At 57.5% G+C, this 15,584-nt stretch carries 13 protein-coding genes, 1 tRNA gene, 1 pseudogene and 1 riboswitch; of the genes and pseudogenes, 7 read left to right on the forward strand and 8 right to left on the reverse strand.

What is annotated here, in order from left to right; all coding sequences use genetic code 11:
* Positions 1 to 68: 68 nt before the first annotated feature.
* Positions 69 to 1,640 carry a photosystem II high light acclimation radical SAM protein gene (locus ACVWZU_RS03355; protein WP_457403768.1) on the reverse strand — a complete coding sequence of 524 codons (1,572 nt, stop codon included), beginning with the start codon at positions 1,638 to 1,640 and terminating at the stop codon, positions 69 to 71.
* 134 nt (positions 1,641 to 1,774) lie between these two features.
* On the opposite strand from ACVWZU_RS03355, the gene ACVWZU_RS03360 reads away from it, so the two are divergent.
* The 3 genes and pseudogenes from ACVWZU_RS03360 (at position 1,775) to ACVWZU_RS03370 (ending at position 4,644) form a co-directional block, all read left to right on the forward strand.
* Positions 1,775 to 3,139 (forward strand): serine/threonine protein kinase, encoded by a 1,365-nt coding sequence (locus ACVWZU_RS03360; RefSeq protein WP_457443368.1) that lies wholly within the window; start codon positions 1,775 to 1,777, stop codon positions 3,137 to 3,139.
* 98 nt (positions 3,140 to 3,237) lie between these two features.
* Positions 3,238 to 3,812 (forward strand): annotated as a pseudogene (locus ACVWZU_RS03365) (IS5 family transposase); the annotation flags it as partial.
* Between the two features lie 73 nt (positions 3,813 to 3,885).
* Positions 3,886 to 4,644: a TIGR00297 family protein gene (locus tag ACVWZU_RS03370; RefSeq protein ID WP_457385404.1), complete on the forward strand. Its 759-nt coding sequence runs from the start codon at positions 3,886 to 3,888 to the stop codon at positions 4,642 to 4,644.
* Positions 4,645 to 4,965: 321 nt separating this feature from the next.
* Here ACVWZU_RS03370 and ACVWZU_RS03375 read toward each other — a convergent pair whose 3' ends face one another.
* The 4 genes from ACVWZU_RS03375 to clpP all read right to left on the reverse strand — a co-directional run bounded on the left by ACVWZU_RS03375 (position 4,966) and on the right by clpP (position 8,316).
* A complete protein-coding gene (locus ACVWZU_RS03375) occupies positions 4,966 to 5,298 on the reverse strand; it encodes a ribulose bisphosphate carboxylase small subunit (protein WP_011434136.1) in 333 nt (110 codons plus the stop codon).
* Positions 5,299 to 5,306: 8 nt separating this feature from the next.
* Complete coding sequence (rcbX, locus tag ACVWZU_RS03380) at positions 5,307 to 5,714, reverse strand: RuBisCO chaperone RbcX (RefSeq protein ID WP_414349604.1); 408 nt, start codon at positions 5,712 to 5,714, stop codon at positions 5,307 to 5,309.
* Positions 5,715 to 5,780: 66 nt separating this feature from the next.
* Entirely contained in the window at positions 5,781 to 7,205 is a 1,425-nt protein-coding gene (locus ACVWZU_RS03385; protein WP_011434138.1) for a form I ribulose bisphosphate carboxylase large subunit, read from the reverse strand.
* Positions 7,206 to 7,713: 508 nt separating this feature from the next.
* A complete protein-coding gene (gene clpP / locus ACVWZU_RS03390) occupies positions 7,714 to 8,316 on the reverse strand; it encodes an ATP-dependent Clp endopeptidase proteolytic subunit ClpP (protein WP_011434140.1) in 603 nt (200 codons plus the stop codon).
* A 390-nt stretch (positions 8,317 to 8,706) separates the two neighbouring features.
* Between clpP and ACVWZU_RS03395 the strand changes: the two genes are divergently transcribed.
* Positions 8,707 to 8,779, forward strand: a tRNA-Glu gene (locus ACVWZU_RS03395).
* A gap of 310 nt (positions 8,780 to 9,089) precedes the next feature.
* Here ACVWZU_RS03395 and ACVWZU_RS03400 read toward each other — a convergent pair.
* A complete protein-coding gene (locus ACVWZU_RS03400; RefSeq protein ID WP_011434143.1) occupies positions 9,090 to 9,437 on the reverse strand; it encodes a DUF1815 family protein in 348 nt (115 codons plus the stop codon).
* 484 nt (positions 9,438 to 9,921) lie between these two features.
* On the opposite strand from ACVWZU_RS03400, the gene ACVWZU_RS03405 reads away from it, so the two are divergent.
* Complete coding sequence (locus ACVWZU_RS03405) at positions 9,922 to 11,169, forward strand: URC4/urg3 family protein (RefSeq protein WP_457443370.1); 1,248 nt, start codon at positions 9,922 to 9,924, stop codon at positions 11,167 to 11,169.
* Here the strand turns inward: ACVWZU_RS03405 and ACVWZU_RS03410 are convergent.
* Together ACVWZU_RS03410 and cobO are read right to left on the reverse strand one after the other, a co-directional pair.
* The gene (locus tag ACVWZU_RS03410; RefSeq protein ID WP_457443373.1) at positions 11,166 to 12,569 is read right to left on the reverse strand and encodes a cobyrinate a,c-diamide synthase; all 1,404 of its coding nucleotides are present in this window, start codon (positions 12,567 to 12,569) and stop codon (positions 11,166 to 11,168) included. The two genes, ACVWZU_RS03405 and ACVWZU_RS03410, sit on opposite strands and share 4 nt — an antisense overlap.
* Before the next feature lie 16 nt (positions 12,570 to 12,585).
* Positions 12,586 to 13,326 (reverse strand): cob(I)yrinic acid a,c-diamide adenosyltransferase, encoded by a 741-nt coding sequence (gene cobO, locus ACVWZU_RS03415; RefSeq protein ID WP_457443375.1) that lies wholly within the window; start codon positions 13,324 to 13,326, stop codon positions 12,586 to 12,588.
* A 128-nt stretch (positions 13,327 to 13,454) separates the two neighbouring features.
* Here cobO and ACVWZU_RS03420 point away from each other — a divergent pair, with 128 nt between their 5' ends.
* Together ACVWZU_RS03420 and metK are read left to right on the forward strand one after the other, a co-directional pair.
* Positions 13,455 to 13,823 carry a hypothetical protein gene (locus ACVWZU_RS03420; RefSeq protein ID WP_457385397.1) on the forward strand — a complete coding sequence of 123 codons (369 nt, stop codon included), beginning with the start codon at positions 13,455 to 13,457 and terminating at the stop codon, positions 13,821 to 13,823.
* Between the two features lie 67 nt (positions 13,824 to 13,890).
* A riboswitch (SAM riboswitch) is annotated at positions 13,891 to 14,002 on the forward strand.
* 298 nt (positions 14,003 to 14,300) lie between these two features.
* Positions 14,301 to 15,560: a methionine adenosyltransferase gene (gene metK, locus ACVWZU_RS03425; RefSeq protein ID WP_414349600.1), complete on the forward strand. Its 1,260-nt coding sequence runs from the start codon at positions 14,301 to 14,303 to the stop codon at positions 15,558 to 15,560.
* Positions 15,561 to 15,584: the final 24 nt, after the last annotated feature.

The following is a 15,584-nucleotide window of genomic DNA, read 5'->3' on the forward strand; positions in this document are numbered from 1 at the left end:
CCCAACAGGGATCCCTCCTTTCGGACCAGCATATCCTGCCCGGTTCAGCGAGGCTGCTGGCCCAAGAGCTAAGACACGTAAACCCCTGTTAGAGGCGCGCTCAGGGCTTCTTCCAACTCTGCCAGGCCAAGACGACGCTCCAGGATATCCATCACCTCGCGGCCAAAATCATGGGGGTTGCGATCCCAGGCTTCCAGACACACTTCCCCAAAAAAGGATCCCAGGGGTTCTGGGTTCCAGAGCAGTTTGCGCGCCGTCCAAGGAGTCATGTGCATGGGGTTAAAGCGGTCGTCGATAACACCGATTTTGCGGGCAAAATCTTCCAGGTGGGTGTGGGGTTGCAGGCCGATGAAGAAGATGGCCGGCTCAACTTTGTCGCGACCAAAGATGGCTTCCAGCTCGCGATGGTACCGTACTGTTTGCCGAATGGTTTCCGGTCGCTCGTCGATAACATTAAAGGAGTAATTGACCGAAACCAGGTCGTTAAATCCTGCCTGTTTGAGGTAGCGGCAACTCTCCAGTACCGTGCGCAGGTTATAGCCCATGCGCATTTTGCGCACCAGCTCCTGGGATCCGCTGGTGATGCCGATCTCGAAGTAGCTCATGCCAGTTTTCACCATGAGCTCGGCCAGCTTTGGGGTGAGGTTGTCGGCCCGAATATAGGCAGCCCAGCGGATATCGGTCATGCCGGCATCAAGGATTTTCTGCAGCAATTCCTCCGCATCCTCAATGTAGCGGCGGGCAGGGATAAACTGGGCGTCAGTAAACCAAAAGTTTCGCACTCCTCGCTCGTACAACTGCATCATTTCTCGGATCACCTCATCCACAGGGTTGAGGCGCACCTGCTTGCCTTCGATGACGGTGTAGATGCAGTAGCAGCAGTTGTGGGGGCAGCCGCGTTTGGTTTGTACCCCAATGTAAAAATCGCCCCCTTCTAGGTAGTAGTCAATTTCCGGCCAAATGGCGGTGATGTAGGTGTAATCACAGGCGGTTTTTTGCAGAGGTTGGGGCGGCTCGTGGATCAAACCTGGGCGAGGTTGCTCCAGCTTGGCCCGATAGCAGCGCTCTGTGGCTAGGCTTTGCCCTTGGATGACTTTTTCCAGCAGGGTTTCCCCCTCCCCTACCGAGATGATGGTGCCTTTGGGCAGATAGCGGCCCAATTGTTCGTAGAAGACGCTGACTGCCCCACCCCCCAACACCGCTTCAGCGTGAGGTTTGTAGCGCCTGGCTCTGCGGATCCCCTGCCAGACCAGCCGGGTGTTGCGCCAAATCTCGCCATAGTAGGCCAGCACCAGCCTGAGGCTATTCAGGGATCCCCGCAATTTTTTCAGGGGGTTGCGGGCGTAGAAAAACTCAAAAGAGTGTTGCAACAGGTTGCCGGCCCGCCCGTTCACCGGCGCATAGACTTGAATATCTCGCCAAGAGAAAACCAGCAAATCCGGCTGAAACTGATCGATTTGCTCCAGCATGCGGCGGCGAAAATCCAAGGGCGGGAAGGTGCCCATATCGAAGATGCGCTGCTCAACTTGGGGGAACAGCTTGTGGACATGATCGGCCAAATAAACCACCCCAATGGGAAAAATGGGGTTGCAGGGCAGCCGCACATAGAGGATTTTTTGAATCTTCAGGTGCGAGGCCATACAACCTGAGAGCTTACTTTACATCTCTTCACTCACTCTAGTCGGTTTTTGAGGGGCGCGGCGGCAGGGATCCGAAAGGGACAAGGATAAGCTAAAGCTGAAGCAACCAGCAGGGGCAGACCTGAGGAGGGGGTATGACTCCAGAGCGTCCAATTTGGCACCAGCGCTATCGACCAGAGCGGCGATTGAGCAAGCGCAGCGGCAGACACACCTACCTGGCTCAGGATTTGCTCACCTCGGAACAGGTGGTGATCAAGCTGCTGCTCTTCGGGCCAGACTTCGATTGGGCCGACCTGAAGCTGTTCGAGCGGGAAGCCCAGATCCTGCAGACCCTCTCCCATCCGGCCATTCCTGAATACCGCGACCACTTCGAGATCAGCCTAGAGGGAGGACGGGGCCTAGCCCTGGTGCAAACCTACATCGACGCCCCCTCGCTGCAGGAGTGGATGGAGCAAGGGCGGCGTTTTGCTGAGCCGGAGGTGCGCGACTTGGCGCAGAAGCTGCTACGCATCCTCATCTACCTCCACGAACTCCATCCGCCGGTCATCCACCGGGATCTCAAGCCCAGCAACATTCTCTTGGGATCCGACCAGCAGGTGTATCTGGTGGACTTTGGTTCGGTTCAGGCGGCTGCCCCCCGGGAGCAGGGATCCTACACTGTGGTGGGAAGCTACGGCTACATGCCCCTGGAGCAATTTGGCGGCAGAACCGTGCCCGCTTCCGACCTCTACAGCCTGGGTGCCACCCTGATTCACCTGCTCACCGGCCAACACCCGGCGGATCTGCCCCAGGAGGGAGCCCGGATTGTGTTCGAGCAAGCGGTGCACCTGATCCCGCCCTTTCGCGACTGGCTGCGGTGGATGACGGAACCTGTGGTGGCGGATCGCCCTACTTCCGCCCGGCAGGCCCTGGAGGCGCTGGAGCATTTGGATCGTCGTCCCGCCTTGATTCCCTCAGACGCAGCAGCAGTCCCTACTCGACAGCCAGCAGGCAGCCGGATTCAACTGCACAAGTCTGAACAGACCTTTCAGGTGGTGATCCCGGCCCGGCAAATCGGTGTTTTGGTGTTGCTGCCTTTCGCCATCGCTTGGAACTCCTTCATCACCTTTTTCACGATCATATCGGTTGGGTTTGCGCCTTTTCCGGCCAATCTGGTGTTTGGCCTATTCATCCTGCCCTTCTGGACGGTGGGGTTGGGGATGGTGGGCGTGATCCTCTACGGTCTATTCGGCAAAGTCCACCTGCGGATCGACACAAAATACATTCGCCTGGCTCACGAGGTGTTTGGCCTGAGGTTTGGCAATGTTCCCCCCAGTCGGCGATGGGATATTGACCGGCTAGAGCTGATCCCACGCCAAAGCCCACAGTTGAACATCTGGGCGGGCAACCGCAAATACGAGTTGGGAGCGGGGATCCCTTTGCAGGAGCCAGAGCTGGAGTGGTTGGCCTCGGAACTAAGCCGTTGGCTGAAGATCCCAGTTGAACGGCAAAAGGTGTAGTCGTTAGGTTTTTTGCATTTAGTTATGATAAGGACAGTTTTTGGGTAAGGTCTGATGAGTTATCTTGCTGCAGATCACAGCAAATAAAATAGCAAAAAATTATAGCTTTCCTGAAAACAGAATCCAGATCCACATCGGCAAAGAGGCAGGATGCAAACAGTTTATCCAAGGCCTGCTGTAATAGCTCGCTCTGGATCCCCGTGGCGCTACCTCCCAAAAAGATATGGAAAATGGTACACCAGAGATTCCATCGCTGGAGTTGCTTGGGAGTTTGGGAAAGACCCTGACTTAGAGCATCTTATCCTTGACTCAACTGTCGTTCGTGCTCACCCCTGGGCAGCCGCAAAAAAAGGGGAGCAAGCTTTGGGGAGGAGTCGAGGTGGATACAGCACTCAGATCCATGTGAGTGTGGATGGTTTGGGGAAGCCGTTAGTGTTTAGAATCACAGCAGGGCAAAGCAGGATATTACCCAAGCAGAGGCATTACCAGAGAGTTGGCAAGAAGAGCATACGAAGGTGATAGGGGATAAGATTCTCAGGAATTCAGGGAGAGGATAGACAAGGGAAGGCCGGGTGCTGATTCCTTCTAAGAGGAATAGGAGGGTGGTGGGAGATTTGACCGGCACGTTTACAGGGAGAGGCATTTAGTCGATAAAAGATTTTTTTACGATTTAACACGAATTGCTATATTGGTGCTTGTGCTGAGAATTATCTGGCCAAATTGCTGTGGCTAAAGTTTAAGGGTATATGTGGCAAGCGTGGCTTCTGAGTCAGTGGGGGGTGGCACTCTGGCTCAACCTGGCTCTGGTGGTGCTGGGTCTGCTGAGCCCTCAGAAGGCTTTGACGCGAGCAGGGGTCATCCACGCGGGCCTGCTGGGCCTGCTGGTGTGGGGGGGGCTGGGGGGGCGGGGCTACGCGGTGGTAGCTGCCTATTTTTTAGTGGGAACAGCCGTAACCAAACTGGGGATCCGGCGCAAGCAGGCGCAGGGGATCGCCGAAAAGCGAGAGGGGGCGCGAGGGCCGGAGAACGTCTGGGGATCCGCTTTAACCGGGGCAGTATGTGCGCTAGGATACGCTTTCTTCCCGCATCCCCTGTGGTGGTTGGGATACAGCGCCAGCTTTGCAGCGAAATTGGCCGATACCGTCAGCAGCGAGGTGGGGAAAGCCTATGGCCGCAAGACCTTTTTGATCACCACCTTCCAGTCCGTGCCGGCGGGCACAGAAGGAGCCATCAGCCGAGAGGGATCCCTGGCGGGGGTGGCGGCAGCGGCAGGGATGGCCGGGTTGGCCTGGGGGATTGGCGGGGAGTGGGTGGGGGAAAGCCCATTTTGGTTGGGCATCTGCTGGCTGGCCGGGATCCTGGCCACCCTGGCGGAAAGCTGGATGGGAGTGGTGTTACAACCCCGTTTGGCCTGGATGACCAACGAAGTTGTAAACAGTATTCAAACAACCCTGGCCGCTCTTCTGGCGGTAGGGCTGGGATCCCTTATGGGCATCGGATCCTAGAAATAGGGTCACCATGAACTACCCCACCGTATAGGCAGATGGGGTTTCTAGTGCCCCATCCCCTTAACAGTGAGGTTTTTGTCCCTTCCTCTGTCCCAGTTGCTTCATAGACCCGCAGGTCTCTGAAGGAGTGCTGCAACATCCGAGACCAACGAGGCTGGTTCCCAACCCCGGTTGCCCGTTGACGGCAACGTTGTACATGACCATTACCGAACCACGGTCTCTATTGCCGTGCCACCGAGAACGGCCATACAAAGAAGTCAAGCCAGGAGGCTTGACCAAAAGGGGAGAAGCTCTCCCCTTTCGCTGACCAGAGCTCCCTTAGCGCAGGCCGCTGGGCTTATAGACCAGGAAGCTGAGCACTTGGCACTGCTTAATGTTGTCGAACCCCACCACGCGAATGAAACAGTTGGGGTAGGCGCTGCGGCAAGCCTGCACTTCGCTGAGCACCTCCTGGGGAGAAGTGGCGCTGAACAGGGGCAGCTTCCACAGCGTCCAATAGCGAACCGTCGGTTCAGACGATTCGTTGAACTCTATGGCAGGGATATAGCCCTGATCCAAGATGTACTGCACCTGCTTGATGATCTGCAGATCCGTCAGCGGCGGCAGATAGGAGAGGGTTTCGTAGCGGCGCTCTTTTGGTAAGGTTTGCATGATGGGTATCACTCCGTTTCGGGTCTAGGGTTTTGTGGGGGGGATCCCGCTTCCGGGTGGGTAACGGGTAGGGATCCTGTTGCTGAGGTGATCCGTTCTAGGTGATTGCGGCGGTGCTCCATGTTGGCTTGCTGGATGCCGGCTTTGGCCATTTCCGGCAGGTAATCGACCACCTCCGCAGCAATGTGTTCACGAACGGTCATGATGCGATAGGCCAACTCAGGACGCTCAGCCAGCAAAGCCCGCAGGTAGGCTTCTCCATCCTGAAGGTTTTGCCGAGCGGAGAACTGCTGTAGCCAAAGAGCCCTGGGGGGATCTGTTTCGCTCAGTTGAGCCAGCACCGTGCGCATCGCCTGATAAGTCAGGTAGCTGATCAAGGTCTTGGCGGTGTCTTTGGCGATCTGTTTCAGATCCATTGCCGATCCAGGGAGGGAGCCAGTAGGGCAAGAGAGCCGTGGGGATCCCCTGCCCCCAGCAGATCTCTAGAGGGTGTCGACGGCCTTGAACTCGAACTTGATTTCCTTCCACAGCTCGCAGGCAGCCGCCAGCTCTGGCGACCACTTGGCTGCTTCCCGGATAATGTCGTTGCCTTCGCGGGCCAGATCTCGACCTTCGTTACGAGCTTGGATACACGCTTCCAAGGCCACCCGGTTGGCAGTTGCGCCCGGCGCGTTGCCCCAGGGGTGTCCCAAGGTTCCGCCGCCAAACTGCAGCACCGAGTCGTCGCCGAAGATTTCCACCAGCGCCGGCATGTGCCAAACGTGGATCCCACCGGAAGCCACCGGCATCACCCCTGGCATGGAAGCCCAATCTTGGGTGAAGAAAATGCCGCGGGAGCGATCGGCCTCTACGTAGTTTTCCCGCATGAGATCCACAAAGCCCATCGTAATGGCGCGGTCGCCTTCCAGCTTGCCCACCACCGTACCGGAGTGCAGGTGGTCGCCACCGGACATGCGCAAACACTTGGCCAACACCCGGAAGTGGATGCCATGGTTCTTCTGCCGGTCGATCACCGCGTGCATGGCCCGGTGGATGTGCAGCAGAATGCCGTTATCCCGGCACCACTTGGCCAAGCTGGTGTTGGCAGTGAAGCCAGCTGTCAAGTAGTCGTGCATGATGATGGGAGCGCCCAACTCCTTGGCAAACTCGGCCCGCTTGAACATCTCTTCGCAGGTGGGCGCCGTCACGTTCAAATAGTGGCCCTTGATCTCGCCGGTTTCCGCTTGGGCCTTGTGGACAGCCTCCATCACGAACAGATAGCGATCCCGCCAGCGCTGGAAGGGCTGGGAGTTGATGTTTTCGTCATCTTTGGTGAAGTCCAAGCCGCCCCGCAGAGCTTCATACACGGCCCGCCCATAGTTTTTGGCAGAAAGGCCCAACTTGGGCTTGATGGTGCAGCCCAGCAGCGGACGGCCATACTTATTCAATTTGTCCCGCTCCACCTGAATGCCGTGGGGAGGGCCCTGGAAGGTTTTCAGGTAGGCCACCGGGATCCGCACATCTTCCAGCCGCAGCGCCTTTAGGGCCTTAAAGCCAAAAACGTTGCCCACAATCGAGGTGAGCATGTTGGTCACCGAGCCTTCCTCAAACAGATCCAGCGGATAGGCGACGAAGCAGAAGTACTGGTTGTCTTCGCCGGGAACCGGCTCGATGTCATAGCAGCGGCCCTTGTACCGATCCAAGTCGGTCAGCAAATCGGTCCATACCGTTGTCCAGGTGCCCGTCGAAGACTCAGCCGCCACGGCTGCCCCCGCCTCTTCGGGAGGAACGCCCGGTTGAGGGGTAACTCGGAAACAGGCCAAGACATCGGTATCCTTGGGTGTGTAGTCGGGAGTGTAATAGGTGAGTCGGTAATCCTTCACACCGGCTTGATAGCCGCTTTTGGATTGGGTTGCTGAATAGGCCACGTTGATCTCCCTCTGAACGAATTACAGAACCAGAAAATGCCCTTCACGGATGCAACCAAGAGGAAAAACTCAGGGCCAAAACTCGAGACCGCCGAGTTTCCGTGAATAAGACCGCCCCACAACCATGAGGCCAAAGTTGGGCTTTAAGACACTCTTCATCCCGGCGGATGGAAGCCCTAAACCCTTCTTTTCGAGCGCCTTCAATCACTAGCTTCGACTCCCTGGATTTGCAAACCCAGTGGAAAGGAATTTATACAGTGCCTAAGCTAGAATCTCGGCAAACACAACTCTATATTGGTTTAATCCTAAGCTACCATCCGCAATAATGGGCTGATCATTACTTTCTTTATGAGTTTGATTAGTTTAATTAAAGTGAGGCCCCCTGCTTCCCGCTGAGAATACAGATTTCTTTGGCTTTCTTAATATCCTTTGGGTGGGATCCCTGGCCAAAACCAAAAGCTCCCTTCTTTGAGGGAGCGGAGCAAGTCCACCCACAGGATCTGGAGGGTCAAGAAACGGCTGCCAGGGTTGGCTGGGGTCTCTTGCTGATCACTTGGTCGATGAGGCCGTACTCTTTGGCTTGTTCTGGGGTCATGAAGTTGTCGCGGTCGGTATCTCGTTCGATGCGCTCTAGAGGTTGACCGGTGTGGTAGGCCAGCAAGCTATTGAGGCTGTTTTTGATGAAGAGGATCTCTTTGGCCTGAATTTCAATATCGGTAGCTGGCCCCTGAGCTCCACCAAGGGGTTGGTGGATCATGATGCGGGCGTGGGGAAGGGCAATGCGCTTGCCTTTGGTGCCCCCTGCCAGCAGAAAGGCTCCCATGCTGGCAGCCAAACCAATGCAGATGGTGGAGACATCCGGCTGAATGTGCTGCATGGTGTCGTAAATGGCCATGCCGGCATAGACAGAGCCGCCGGGGGAGTTGATGTAGAGGTAGATGTCTTTTTCAGGGTCTTCGGACTCCAAGTAGAGCATCTGGGCCACAATCAGGTTAGCAATGTCGTCGTCCACCTGGGTGCCCAAGAAAATGATCCGATCCCGCAAGAGACGCGAGTAAATGTCAAAGGCGCGCTCGCCTCGCGCAGATTGCTCAATAACGGTGGGAATCATGCCAGTCCAAACGATGGGTCAGTCCTTACTAGTGTAGTCTAAGCCACTGGATGGATGCTTTGCTTAGGACGGCTCACCGGCCTGGCTCCGTACGGGGCTCGACGGGGTGTGAGTCAGCCAGAGCAGCAAGGAGACGGGGTGGTTATAGCGGGATCCCTCTTCTTCTGGGATGTGGAACGGGTCTGAGGTGTGGCTCTTTGTGATGTGGTGAGGTGAAGCCAAGATGGACGTGATCCCAGATGAACCGATTGTGATTGCCAGCCTGCTGAGCCTGGCTTTGCTGGGGATCTTGATTCTGAACTTGGCAGGGCGTGGGTCTGGGGATGCAGATTAAAAGGTTGACAAGCTTACTTATCCTTCTTTAGGATTAGGATCGCCTTGTCGGAGAGCGCCCCCATCGTCTAGAGGCCTAGGACACATCCCTTTCACGGATGCGACAGGGGTTCGAATCCCCTTGGGGGTATTGGGTCAGAGTTATAAGATAAAGCCGTCAACAGGGGATCCCTGGCAGCGGTGACACCTTACTCAGACTTTACTCAGAGAGGCTTTGCCGCCACAAACCACTCCAGATACAAGCTGGGAGAGCGGGTCATCTGGGATCCCCATACAAGCGGCATGGGCAGCCAGCCAACTGCCACTCTGTCGAGGGGGATCCCTATTCCACCCTTACTCCTCAACAGGGGAAAAATCTCCAAAGCAGCGGCCTAGAAGGTTAGGCTTAGTTGTCCAATCGGCTACGGCTTGGGTTTGAGCAGACCTAGGGCCTGCCAGGATCAGGTGCTGGCCACCAGAGCTTCAGCCGGCGTGGCGGCGACCAACAGCTCATCTTTGATAAGCTCTGCCAGCTCCTGCAGTTGGCGAATTGCCTCTGCTCCTTCCAATTTCATGAGCTCTCGGTCATCCCGCATTTCTGTCCAGCTAATGGAGCATTCGGAAACCAAAAAGCGAATCAGGTGCCCCTCTCGTAAGCTGACCATAAACGAGGCACTCTCGAAAGACGTACCACAGGTGTAGCAAGAGGCTGGGTAGCCCCGCTTCTCCAAAACGATGGCCAGGGCCTGCAAACTCATCACCAGATCTTGAACATAGCTGCGGTATTGTTCCGCCAACCGTGTGAACATCACACTCCTCCCTAATGAATTGGCCTCTGTGGGGCTCCGCCTAGCTGCAAATGACCTAACTAGTAATTTATGCTTAGGGCTAGGTTTACATCTATCATAACAATCGACAATCCCTCAAGGAAGTGATTAAGGCCACAGAGTAGGCAAGGTCTACCTCAGTGAAATGTAGTATTCAACACTTCTCTTAACAGGGACATCAAAATTTACCTCGAGTCAATGCTCTTATCTATCGGGATCCTCACTCAGTGCTCGCCCAGTCTTTTCTCAAAATGGCTCGGGGCTGCTCGTGTCAGCAGGACAGTTGCCTCAAAGCTTTCTCTTGCAAGGGTCTCACCGATCGCGAAGTAAGACGCGGTCTTTTGACAAGAGACCGGCGGGAGTGTCAAGTGGGCCAAGGCTTGCAGACGAATGCAGATCAAGGTGGGTTCCCGCCCGATTATGCTGAGAAAATTCTCGGCATGGACAATTGAGAAGGAACGGCTTGATGCTGACACCTGTTGATCTGGAAAAACGAGTGGCTTATTTGCAGAGTCCCCAAGCCATTCGGGATCGCTGTCGGTTGCTATTGGAAAGGGTTTTGGCCGGTGAATCAGAGCATTTTCGCCTCGACCTGAACCGGCTGGGATCCGTAGCCGACTATGTGATCACCACAATGCGGGCCCACTATCCCACCGGGGAAATTCCCTTCCACAGCCGCTGGCAACATTTTCAGGTGGGATCCGGGGAGCGCCTAACCCGTCTGGAAAATCGACTTAAAGACATGGATCCGCTGGAGCGGCTGCGATGCAAGTGGGATCTGGCCATCGTCAGCGTGTTGCTGGACGCAGGCGCAGGCTCTGCCTGGAAGTACTGGGATCCAGAAAGTCAGACGGTGGTGGGTCGTTCCGAAGGTTTGGCCTTGGCCAGTTTCGACTGGTTCTGGCAAGGTGGGTTTTCCAGCGATCCCCGGCAGCCTCTGCAGGTGGATGCGGCGGGCCTGGAGCGGATCACCTTGGCGGATTTGGCAGCAGCTTTCCAGGTGGGGCCGGAAAATCCTTTACTGGGACTGGAGGGGCGCTGGCAACTGCTGCAAAGGTTGGCACAAACTTTGCGGGCTCAACCTCATTACTTTGGATCTGGTCACGATCTTCCTCGTCCAGGCCGGTTGTGGGACGCCATCCAGCCTGAGGATCCCAGCCGTGGGATCAAAGCAGCACAGGTCTTCCAGGCAGTTCAGAGGGGGTTTAGCTCCATTTGGCCTGGGCGAGTCTCGCTGGCCGGGATCCCTCTGGGGGATGTCTGGCCCTATCCCCACCTGCCCCAAACGGAGCCGGGGAGCCATTGGGTGCCTTTTCACAAGTTGTCCCAATGGATGACCTATTCCCTGCTGGAGCCGTTGCAGCAGGAGGGGATCCCAATCGGGGGTTTGGATGAGCTGACGGGTTTGGCGGAGTATCGCAACGGGGGGCTGTTTGTGGATTTGGGGGTGATCCAGCTCAAGCAGCCGGAGATTGGGCAGCAACCGCATCCCCCAGATTCGACGGTGATTGTGGAGTGGCGAGCCCTGACGGTGATTTTGCTGGATCAAGTTGCCTCCTTAATCCGGAAAAGACTGGGTTGCTCTGCCCAGGAGTTGCCCCTGGTGAAAATACTGCAAGGGGGAACCTGGACGGCAGGGCGGCAAATCGCTGCCCAGCTCAGGCCAGATGCTTCTCCCCCCATCCAACTGCTCAGCGATGGCACGGTTTTTTAGGGATCCCCTTTCGAGATTCTTAAGAAGTTCTGTAATAATCTCAGGGCCAAATCAGGACGGGATCCCCAGTGCAGATGCAGGTACGAAGCGTGAAGACGCTCGGTGGCCCATCCTTCCTGTTGAAGCTGGGCGGGGGATCCCCAGCCATAGATTGGGCTGGGGGAGATGGGGGTGCTGCGGGAGCGGTGAAATTCATGCCCGCGCAGGCGATCCCCGGCTGGGGCCAGCAGGGTTGGGCGCAAAACCGCAGCTTCGCGGTAGCCCAAACACAGCCGGTTGGCCATGTCTACTGTGATGGGCAACAGCCCGGCCATCGGGTAGGTCTTTCCCTGAAAATCGGTAAGGGATTGGCCCAGCACCATCAGTCCGCCGCACTCGGCGTAGAGGGGTGGGTGGGTGGGCGGGGGAGGTTGTTGGTTAATGCTCTCAGATAGAGGTGCTGCAAACAATTCCGGGAACCCTCCCCCCAGCAGCACGCCGTCGCAGGGCTCCGGTGGCCATAGCCCCACCTGGAGGGGGGAATACTCCAGCAGCTCGGCTCCACAGGCCCGCAACAGATCCAAGTTGTCGGCGTAGTAGAAGTTAAAGGCGTGGTCTTGGGCCACCGCCACCCGTACCTGTTCGCAGCGGCGGGGCGGAGTCCTTTCGGTGAGAGGGGGGATCCCTGGCCACAGCTCTCCTACCGCTGGAGGAAGCCTCCGAATGAGGGGCAATAGGCTATCCCAATTGACGTGTTGCTCGGCCAGCTCGGCCCAGGCAGCTTGCCAGCGGGGAAAGTGATCCAGTTCTGAGACAGGCACCAACCCCAGGTGTCGGCTGGGCAACCGCAAATCCTCCCGCCGGGGAAACTGGCCCAAGACCGGGATCCCCGCTGCAGCCGCCGCCTGCTGCAAGATTTGTCCATGCCGCTCCGAGGCCACCCGGTTGAAGATCACCCCGGCAATGGAGAGGCGGGGATCCCAGCGGCTCAAGCCGTAGAGCAAAGCGGCCACCGTCGTTCCCATGCCGCTGCCATCGATCACCAGCACCACAGGGATCCCGAGCAGGCGGGCCACATGGGCGCTGCTGGCAAAAAAAGGCTCCGTTCCGCCCTCGGGGAGGGGCAGGGATCCCGGCGCTCGTCCATCGAAGAGGCCCATTACCCCCTCTACAATGGCTCCATCCTTGCCCTGGCAATGGTGGCGAAAGCAGCGCTGCACAAAGTCCTCGTCGGTCAAGAAGGGATCCAAATTGCGACAGGGGATCCCGCTCACCGCCGTGTGAAACAGAGGATCAATGTAATCCGGCCCCACCTTGAAAGGTTGGATGCGCAGGCCCCGTCGCCTCAGAGCGGCCAACAGAGCCAGAGTGATGGTGGTTTTGCCGCTGCCGCTTGCTGCCGCCGCCAGCAGAATGGCCATCTTTCCTGCCCAAGGGTTAGAACTCGATGCCGATTTGCGCCTTGATCCCCTGGTCACGGAAGGGATGCTTGACCAAAGTCATCTCCGTCACCAGATCGGCTCGGTCGATCAACGCTGCCGGCGCGCCCCGCCCCGTCAAGATCAGGTGAACCCGCTCCGGTTTCTCCGCTAGCCCGGCCAACACCCTGTCCGGCGAGAGATATCCCAACTTGAGGGCGACATTGATCTCATCCAGAAGCACCAACTGAAACTCCCCGCTGGTGAACAGCTCCCGCCCCTTTTCCCAGGCCGCCTGTGCATGGGCGATGTCTCGCTCCCGGTCTTGGGTTTCCCAGGTAAAGCCCTCTCCCATGGCGTAAAAAGCTATTTTCCCCAGGCCTAGCTCTGGATGCTCGGCCAATTTCCGCAATAGCTTGGCTTCTCCTGGATCCCAGGCCCCCTTGATAAATTGCACCACCCCCACCGACAATCCCTGGCCGAGGGCGCGGAAGATCATGCCAAAGGCAGCCGTGGTCTTTCCCTTGCCCTGCCCGGTGTGTACGATGATCAAGCCCTTGTCATCTCGCATGCCCGACAGACGCTGCCGCTGCCGCTGCTGGCGTTTTTGCATTCTTTGGCGGTGCCGCCAGTTTGGGTCGGCCTCTGCGCCCGGTGAAGACTCCGCACCGCTATCGCAAGCGTCCTCAAGTTCTGTTGTCGAGAGGGGTTGGGATCCGGAAGCCGGTGCAGGCCAGCCAGACAGGGCGGGTTGGGCCATAATCAAAAGGAATCGAGATTCGCCACACAGGCTGAGGGGAACTGCACCACTGGCGCGACCGTCGGGGCAAACCCAAGTTCCCCACAGTGAACCGCCTTTATCCTAATCCGGTTTCATTCGGCTGGGATATGAGAGAACCGGCTGCCGCTTTCCGAGATAGCCTGCTAATGTACTGCTTCATCTGGGCAGTGCTGGCAATAGGGTGTTTTCAAGTCTTGCCCCGCATCCAAGTCGTATCTGCCGCCGAGTTGCAACCGTGGCTAGCGCCCAGCTACTTTGCAGGTCTGGGGGGATCCCTATTGGCAGCCTTGGGATCCCTGTTGGCCATCTCAGCCGAAACGACGCCAAATTCTGCCGACAAAAAGCATCTGCACCGCTTGGCTTGGGGATTGGGGACAGTTGGCTTTCTCGGCGTTCTCTCCCCCCTGGGCTTGGCCGGCGCATTCTTTCTCAAAGCCGCTCAGGGGACAGACTGGTGGCAGGGTCTGTTTGGCTGAAGCCGCCCACAGCTTATTTTTTTGACAAATGGGCGGAGGTTGGGGGTACTATAGGGACAAGTTCCGTTCTTTATCCAGAGCAGACTGAGGGACCAGGCCCAATGAAGCTGCGGCAACCCGGCGGAAGCCTCCGCTACGGTGCCAATTCCTGCGGTTAGTCAGTAACCGAAAGATAAAGGCAATAAAGTTTTCTCTAGAGGATAGCCCTCTTTGGCGGGGGACTTTTCTGGCAACTTTATCCTTTAGCAGCTCCCATAGCTCTGGTCGCGGCAGCGGGGCAAGGCCTTCGCGGCAGTGCTGGTGCGTCAGCGGTGCAGAACGCTTGCTGGTTGCTGGGCCTTTCCTCTGGCTGAGTTGGGGCTGGTGCGGAGCACCTGGGGATCCCTGGTTGGCTCTTTCTCCGACGGATAATGAACGAGCGGGTGAGCCTTGTTTTTTGTTCAGGTTCTCAGTTCTAGCTTTTAAGGAGAAGGTTCGTTGTCCAAGTCGTTTTTGTTTTCCTCGGAGTCGGTGACGGAGGGGCACCCCGACAAAATCTGCGATCAGATCTCCGATGCCATCGTGGATGCCCTCTTGACGGCGGATCCCCTCAGTCGGGTGGCCGCCGAGGTGGTGGTCAATACGGGCCTGGTTTTGTTGACCGGGGAGATCACCTCGCAAGCGCAGGTCAACTTCACCCGTCTGGTGCGGGACAAGGTGGCCGAAATTGGCTATACCGATGCCAAGAATGGGTTTTGTGCAGAAAGCTGCGCGGTGTTGGTGGCTTTCGATGAGCAATCTCCCGATATTGCCCAAGGGGTGAATGTGGCCCTGGAAAGTCGCGGCTCCCAGGAAGATCAATTCGACTTGGTCGGGGCCGGGGATCAGGGGTTGATGTTTGGCTTTGCCTGCGATGAAACTCCCGAGTTGATGCCCTTGCCCATTAGCTTGGCCCACCGCCTCAGCCGCCAGTTGGCCACGGTTCGCAAAAACGGCACCCTGCCCTATCTGCGCCCGGATGGCAAAACGCAGGTGACTGTGGCCTATGAGGAAGGTCGCCCGGTGGGCATTCACACCCTGCTCATCTCCACCCAGCACACACCCACGATTGGCGCCATTACGGAAGAGGCGGCGGTGCAAGAGCGGATCCGCGCCGATCTCTGGGAGGCAGTGGTCACGCCGGTGTTTGCCGAGCTGCCCATCAAGCCGGATAGCCACACCCGCTTCCTCACCAATCCCACCGGCAAGTTTGTCATCGGCGGCCCTCAGGGAGATGCGGGCCTGACCGGACGCAAGATCATCGTCGATACCTACGGCGGCTATTCTCGCCATGGGGGCGGGGCCTTCTCCGGCAAGGATCCCACCAAGGTGGATCGCAGCGCTGCCTATGCGGCTCGTTACGTGGCCAAGAACATCGTGGCAGCTGGCTTGGCGCAAAAATGTGAAGTGCAGGTGAGCTACGCCATTGGGGTAGCCCGCCCCATCAACATTTTGGTGGAAACCTTTGGCACAGGGCGCATCCCCGACGAAGAGCTGTTGCGGCTGGTGCAGCGCCACTTCGATCTGAGGCCGGCAGCCATTTTGGCCCAGTTCCAACTGCGGGAGCTGCCCCGCCAACGGGGGGGACGCTTCTACCAAAATGTAGCGGTCTATGGTCACTTCGGGCAAACTCACCTGGATCTGCCCTGGGAGCGCACCGATAAAGCCGCTCTGCTGCGGGAGGAGGCTCTTGCCAAGGCGACTGCCCTCTTGGCCTAAGAGGGGATCACTAAGACGGCCTGC

The sequence above is a fragment of the Thermostichus sp. MS-CIW-26 genome, assembly GCF_054059115.1.

Excerpts from the sequence above, each read along its gene's own strand:
- ACVWZU_RS03355 (WP_457403768.1), bottom strand. The coding sequence starts at position 1,640 with ATGGCCTCGCACCTGAAGATTCAAAAAATCCTCTATGTGCGGCTGCCC.
- ACVWZU_RS03370 (WP_457385404.1), top strand. The coding sequence starts at position 3,886 with ATGTGGCAAGCGTGGCTTCTGAGTCAGTGGGGGGTGGCACTCTGGCTC.
- rcbX (WP_414349604.1), bottom strand. The coding sequence starts at position 5,714 with ATGGATCTGAAACAGATCGCCAAAGACACCGCCAAGACCTTGATCAGC.
- cobO (WP_457443375.1), bottom strand. The coding sequence starts at position 13,326 with ATGGCCCAACCCGCCCTGTCTGGCTGGCCTGCACCGGCTTCCGGATCC.
- ACVWZU_RS03405 (WP_457443370.1), top strand. The coding sequence starts at position 9,922 with ATGCTGACACCTGTTGATCTGGAAAAACGAGTGGCTTATTTGCAGAGT.
- ACVWZU_RS03420 (WP_457385397.1), top strand. The coding sequence starts at position 13,455 with ATGAGAGAACCGGCTGCCGCTTTCCGAGATAGCCTGCTAATGTACTGC.
- ACVWZU_RS03375 (WP_011434136.1), bottom strand. The coding sequence starts at position 5,298 with ATGCAAACCTTACCAAAAGAGCGCCGCTACGAAACCCTCTCCTATCTG.
- ACVWZU_RS03360 (WP_457443368.1), top strand. The coding sequence starts at position 1,775 with ATGACTCCAGAGCGTCCAATTTGGCACCAGCGCTATCGACCAGAGCGG.
- clpP (WP_011434140.1), bottom strand. The coding sequence starts at position 8,316 with ATGATTCCCACCGTTATTGAGCAATCTGCGCGAGGCGAGCGCGCCTTT.
- ACVWZU_RS03400 (WP_011434143.1), bottom strand. The coding sequence starts at position 9,437 with ATGTTCACACGGTTGGCGGAACAATACCGCAGCTATGTTCAAGATCTG.
- ACVWZU_RS03410 (WP_457443373.1), bottom strand. The coding sequence starts at position 12,569 with ATGGCCATTCTGCTGGCGGCGGCAGCAAGCGGCAGCGGCAAAACCACC.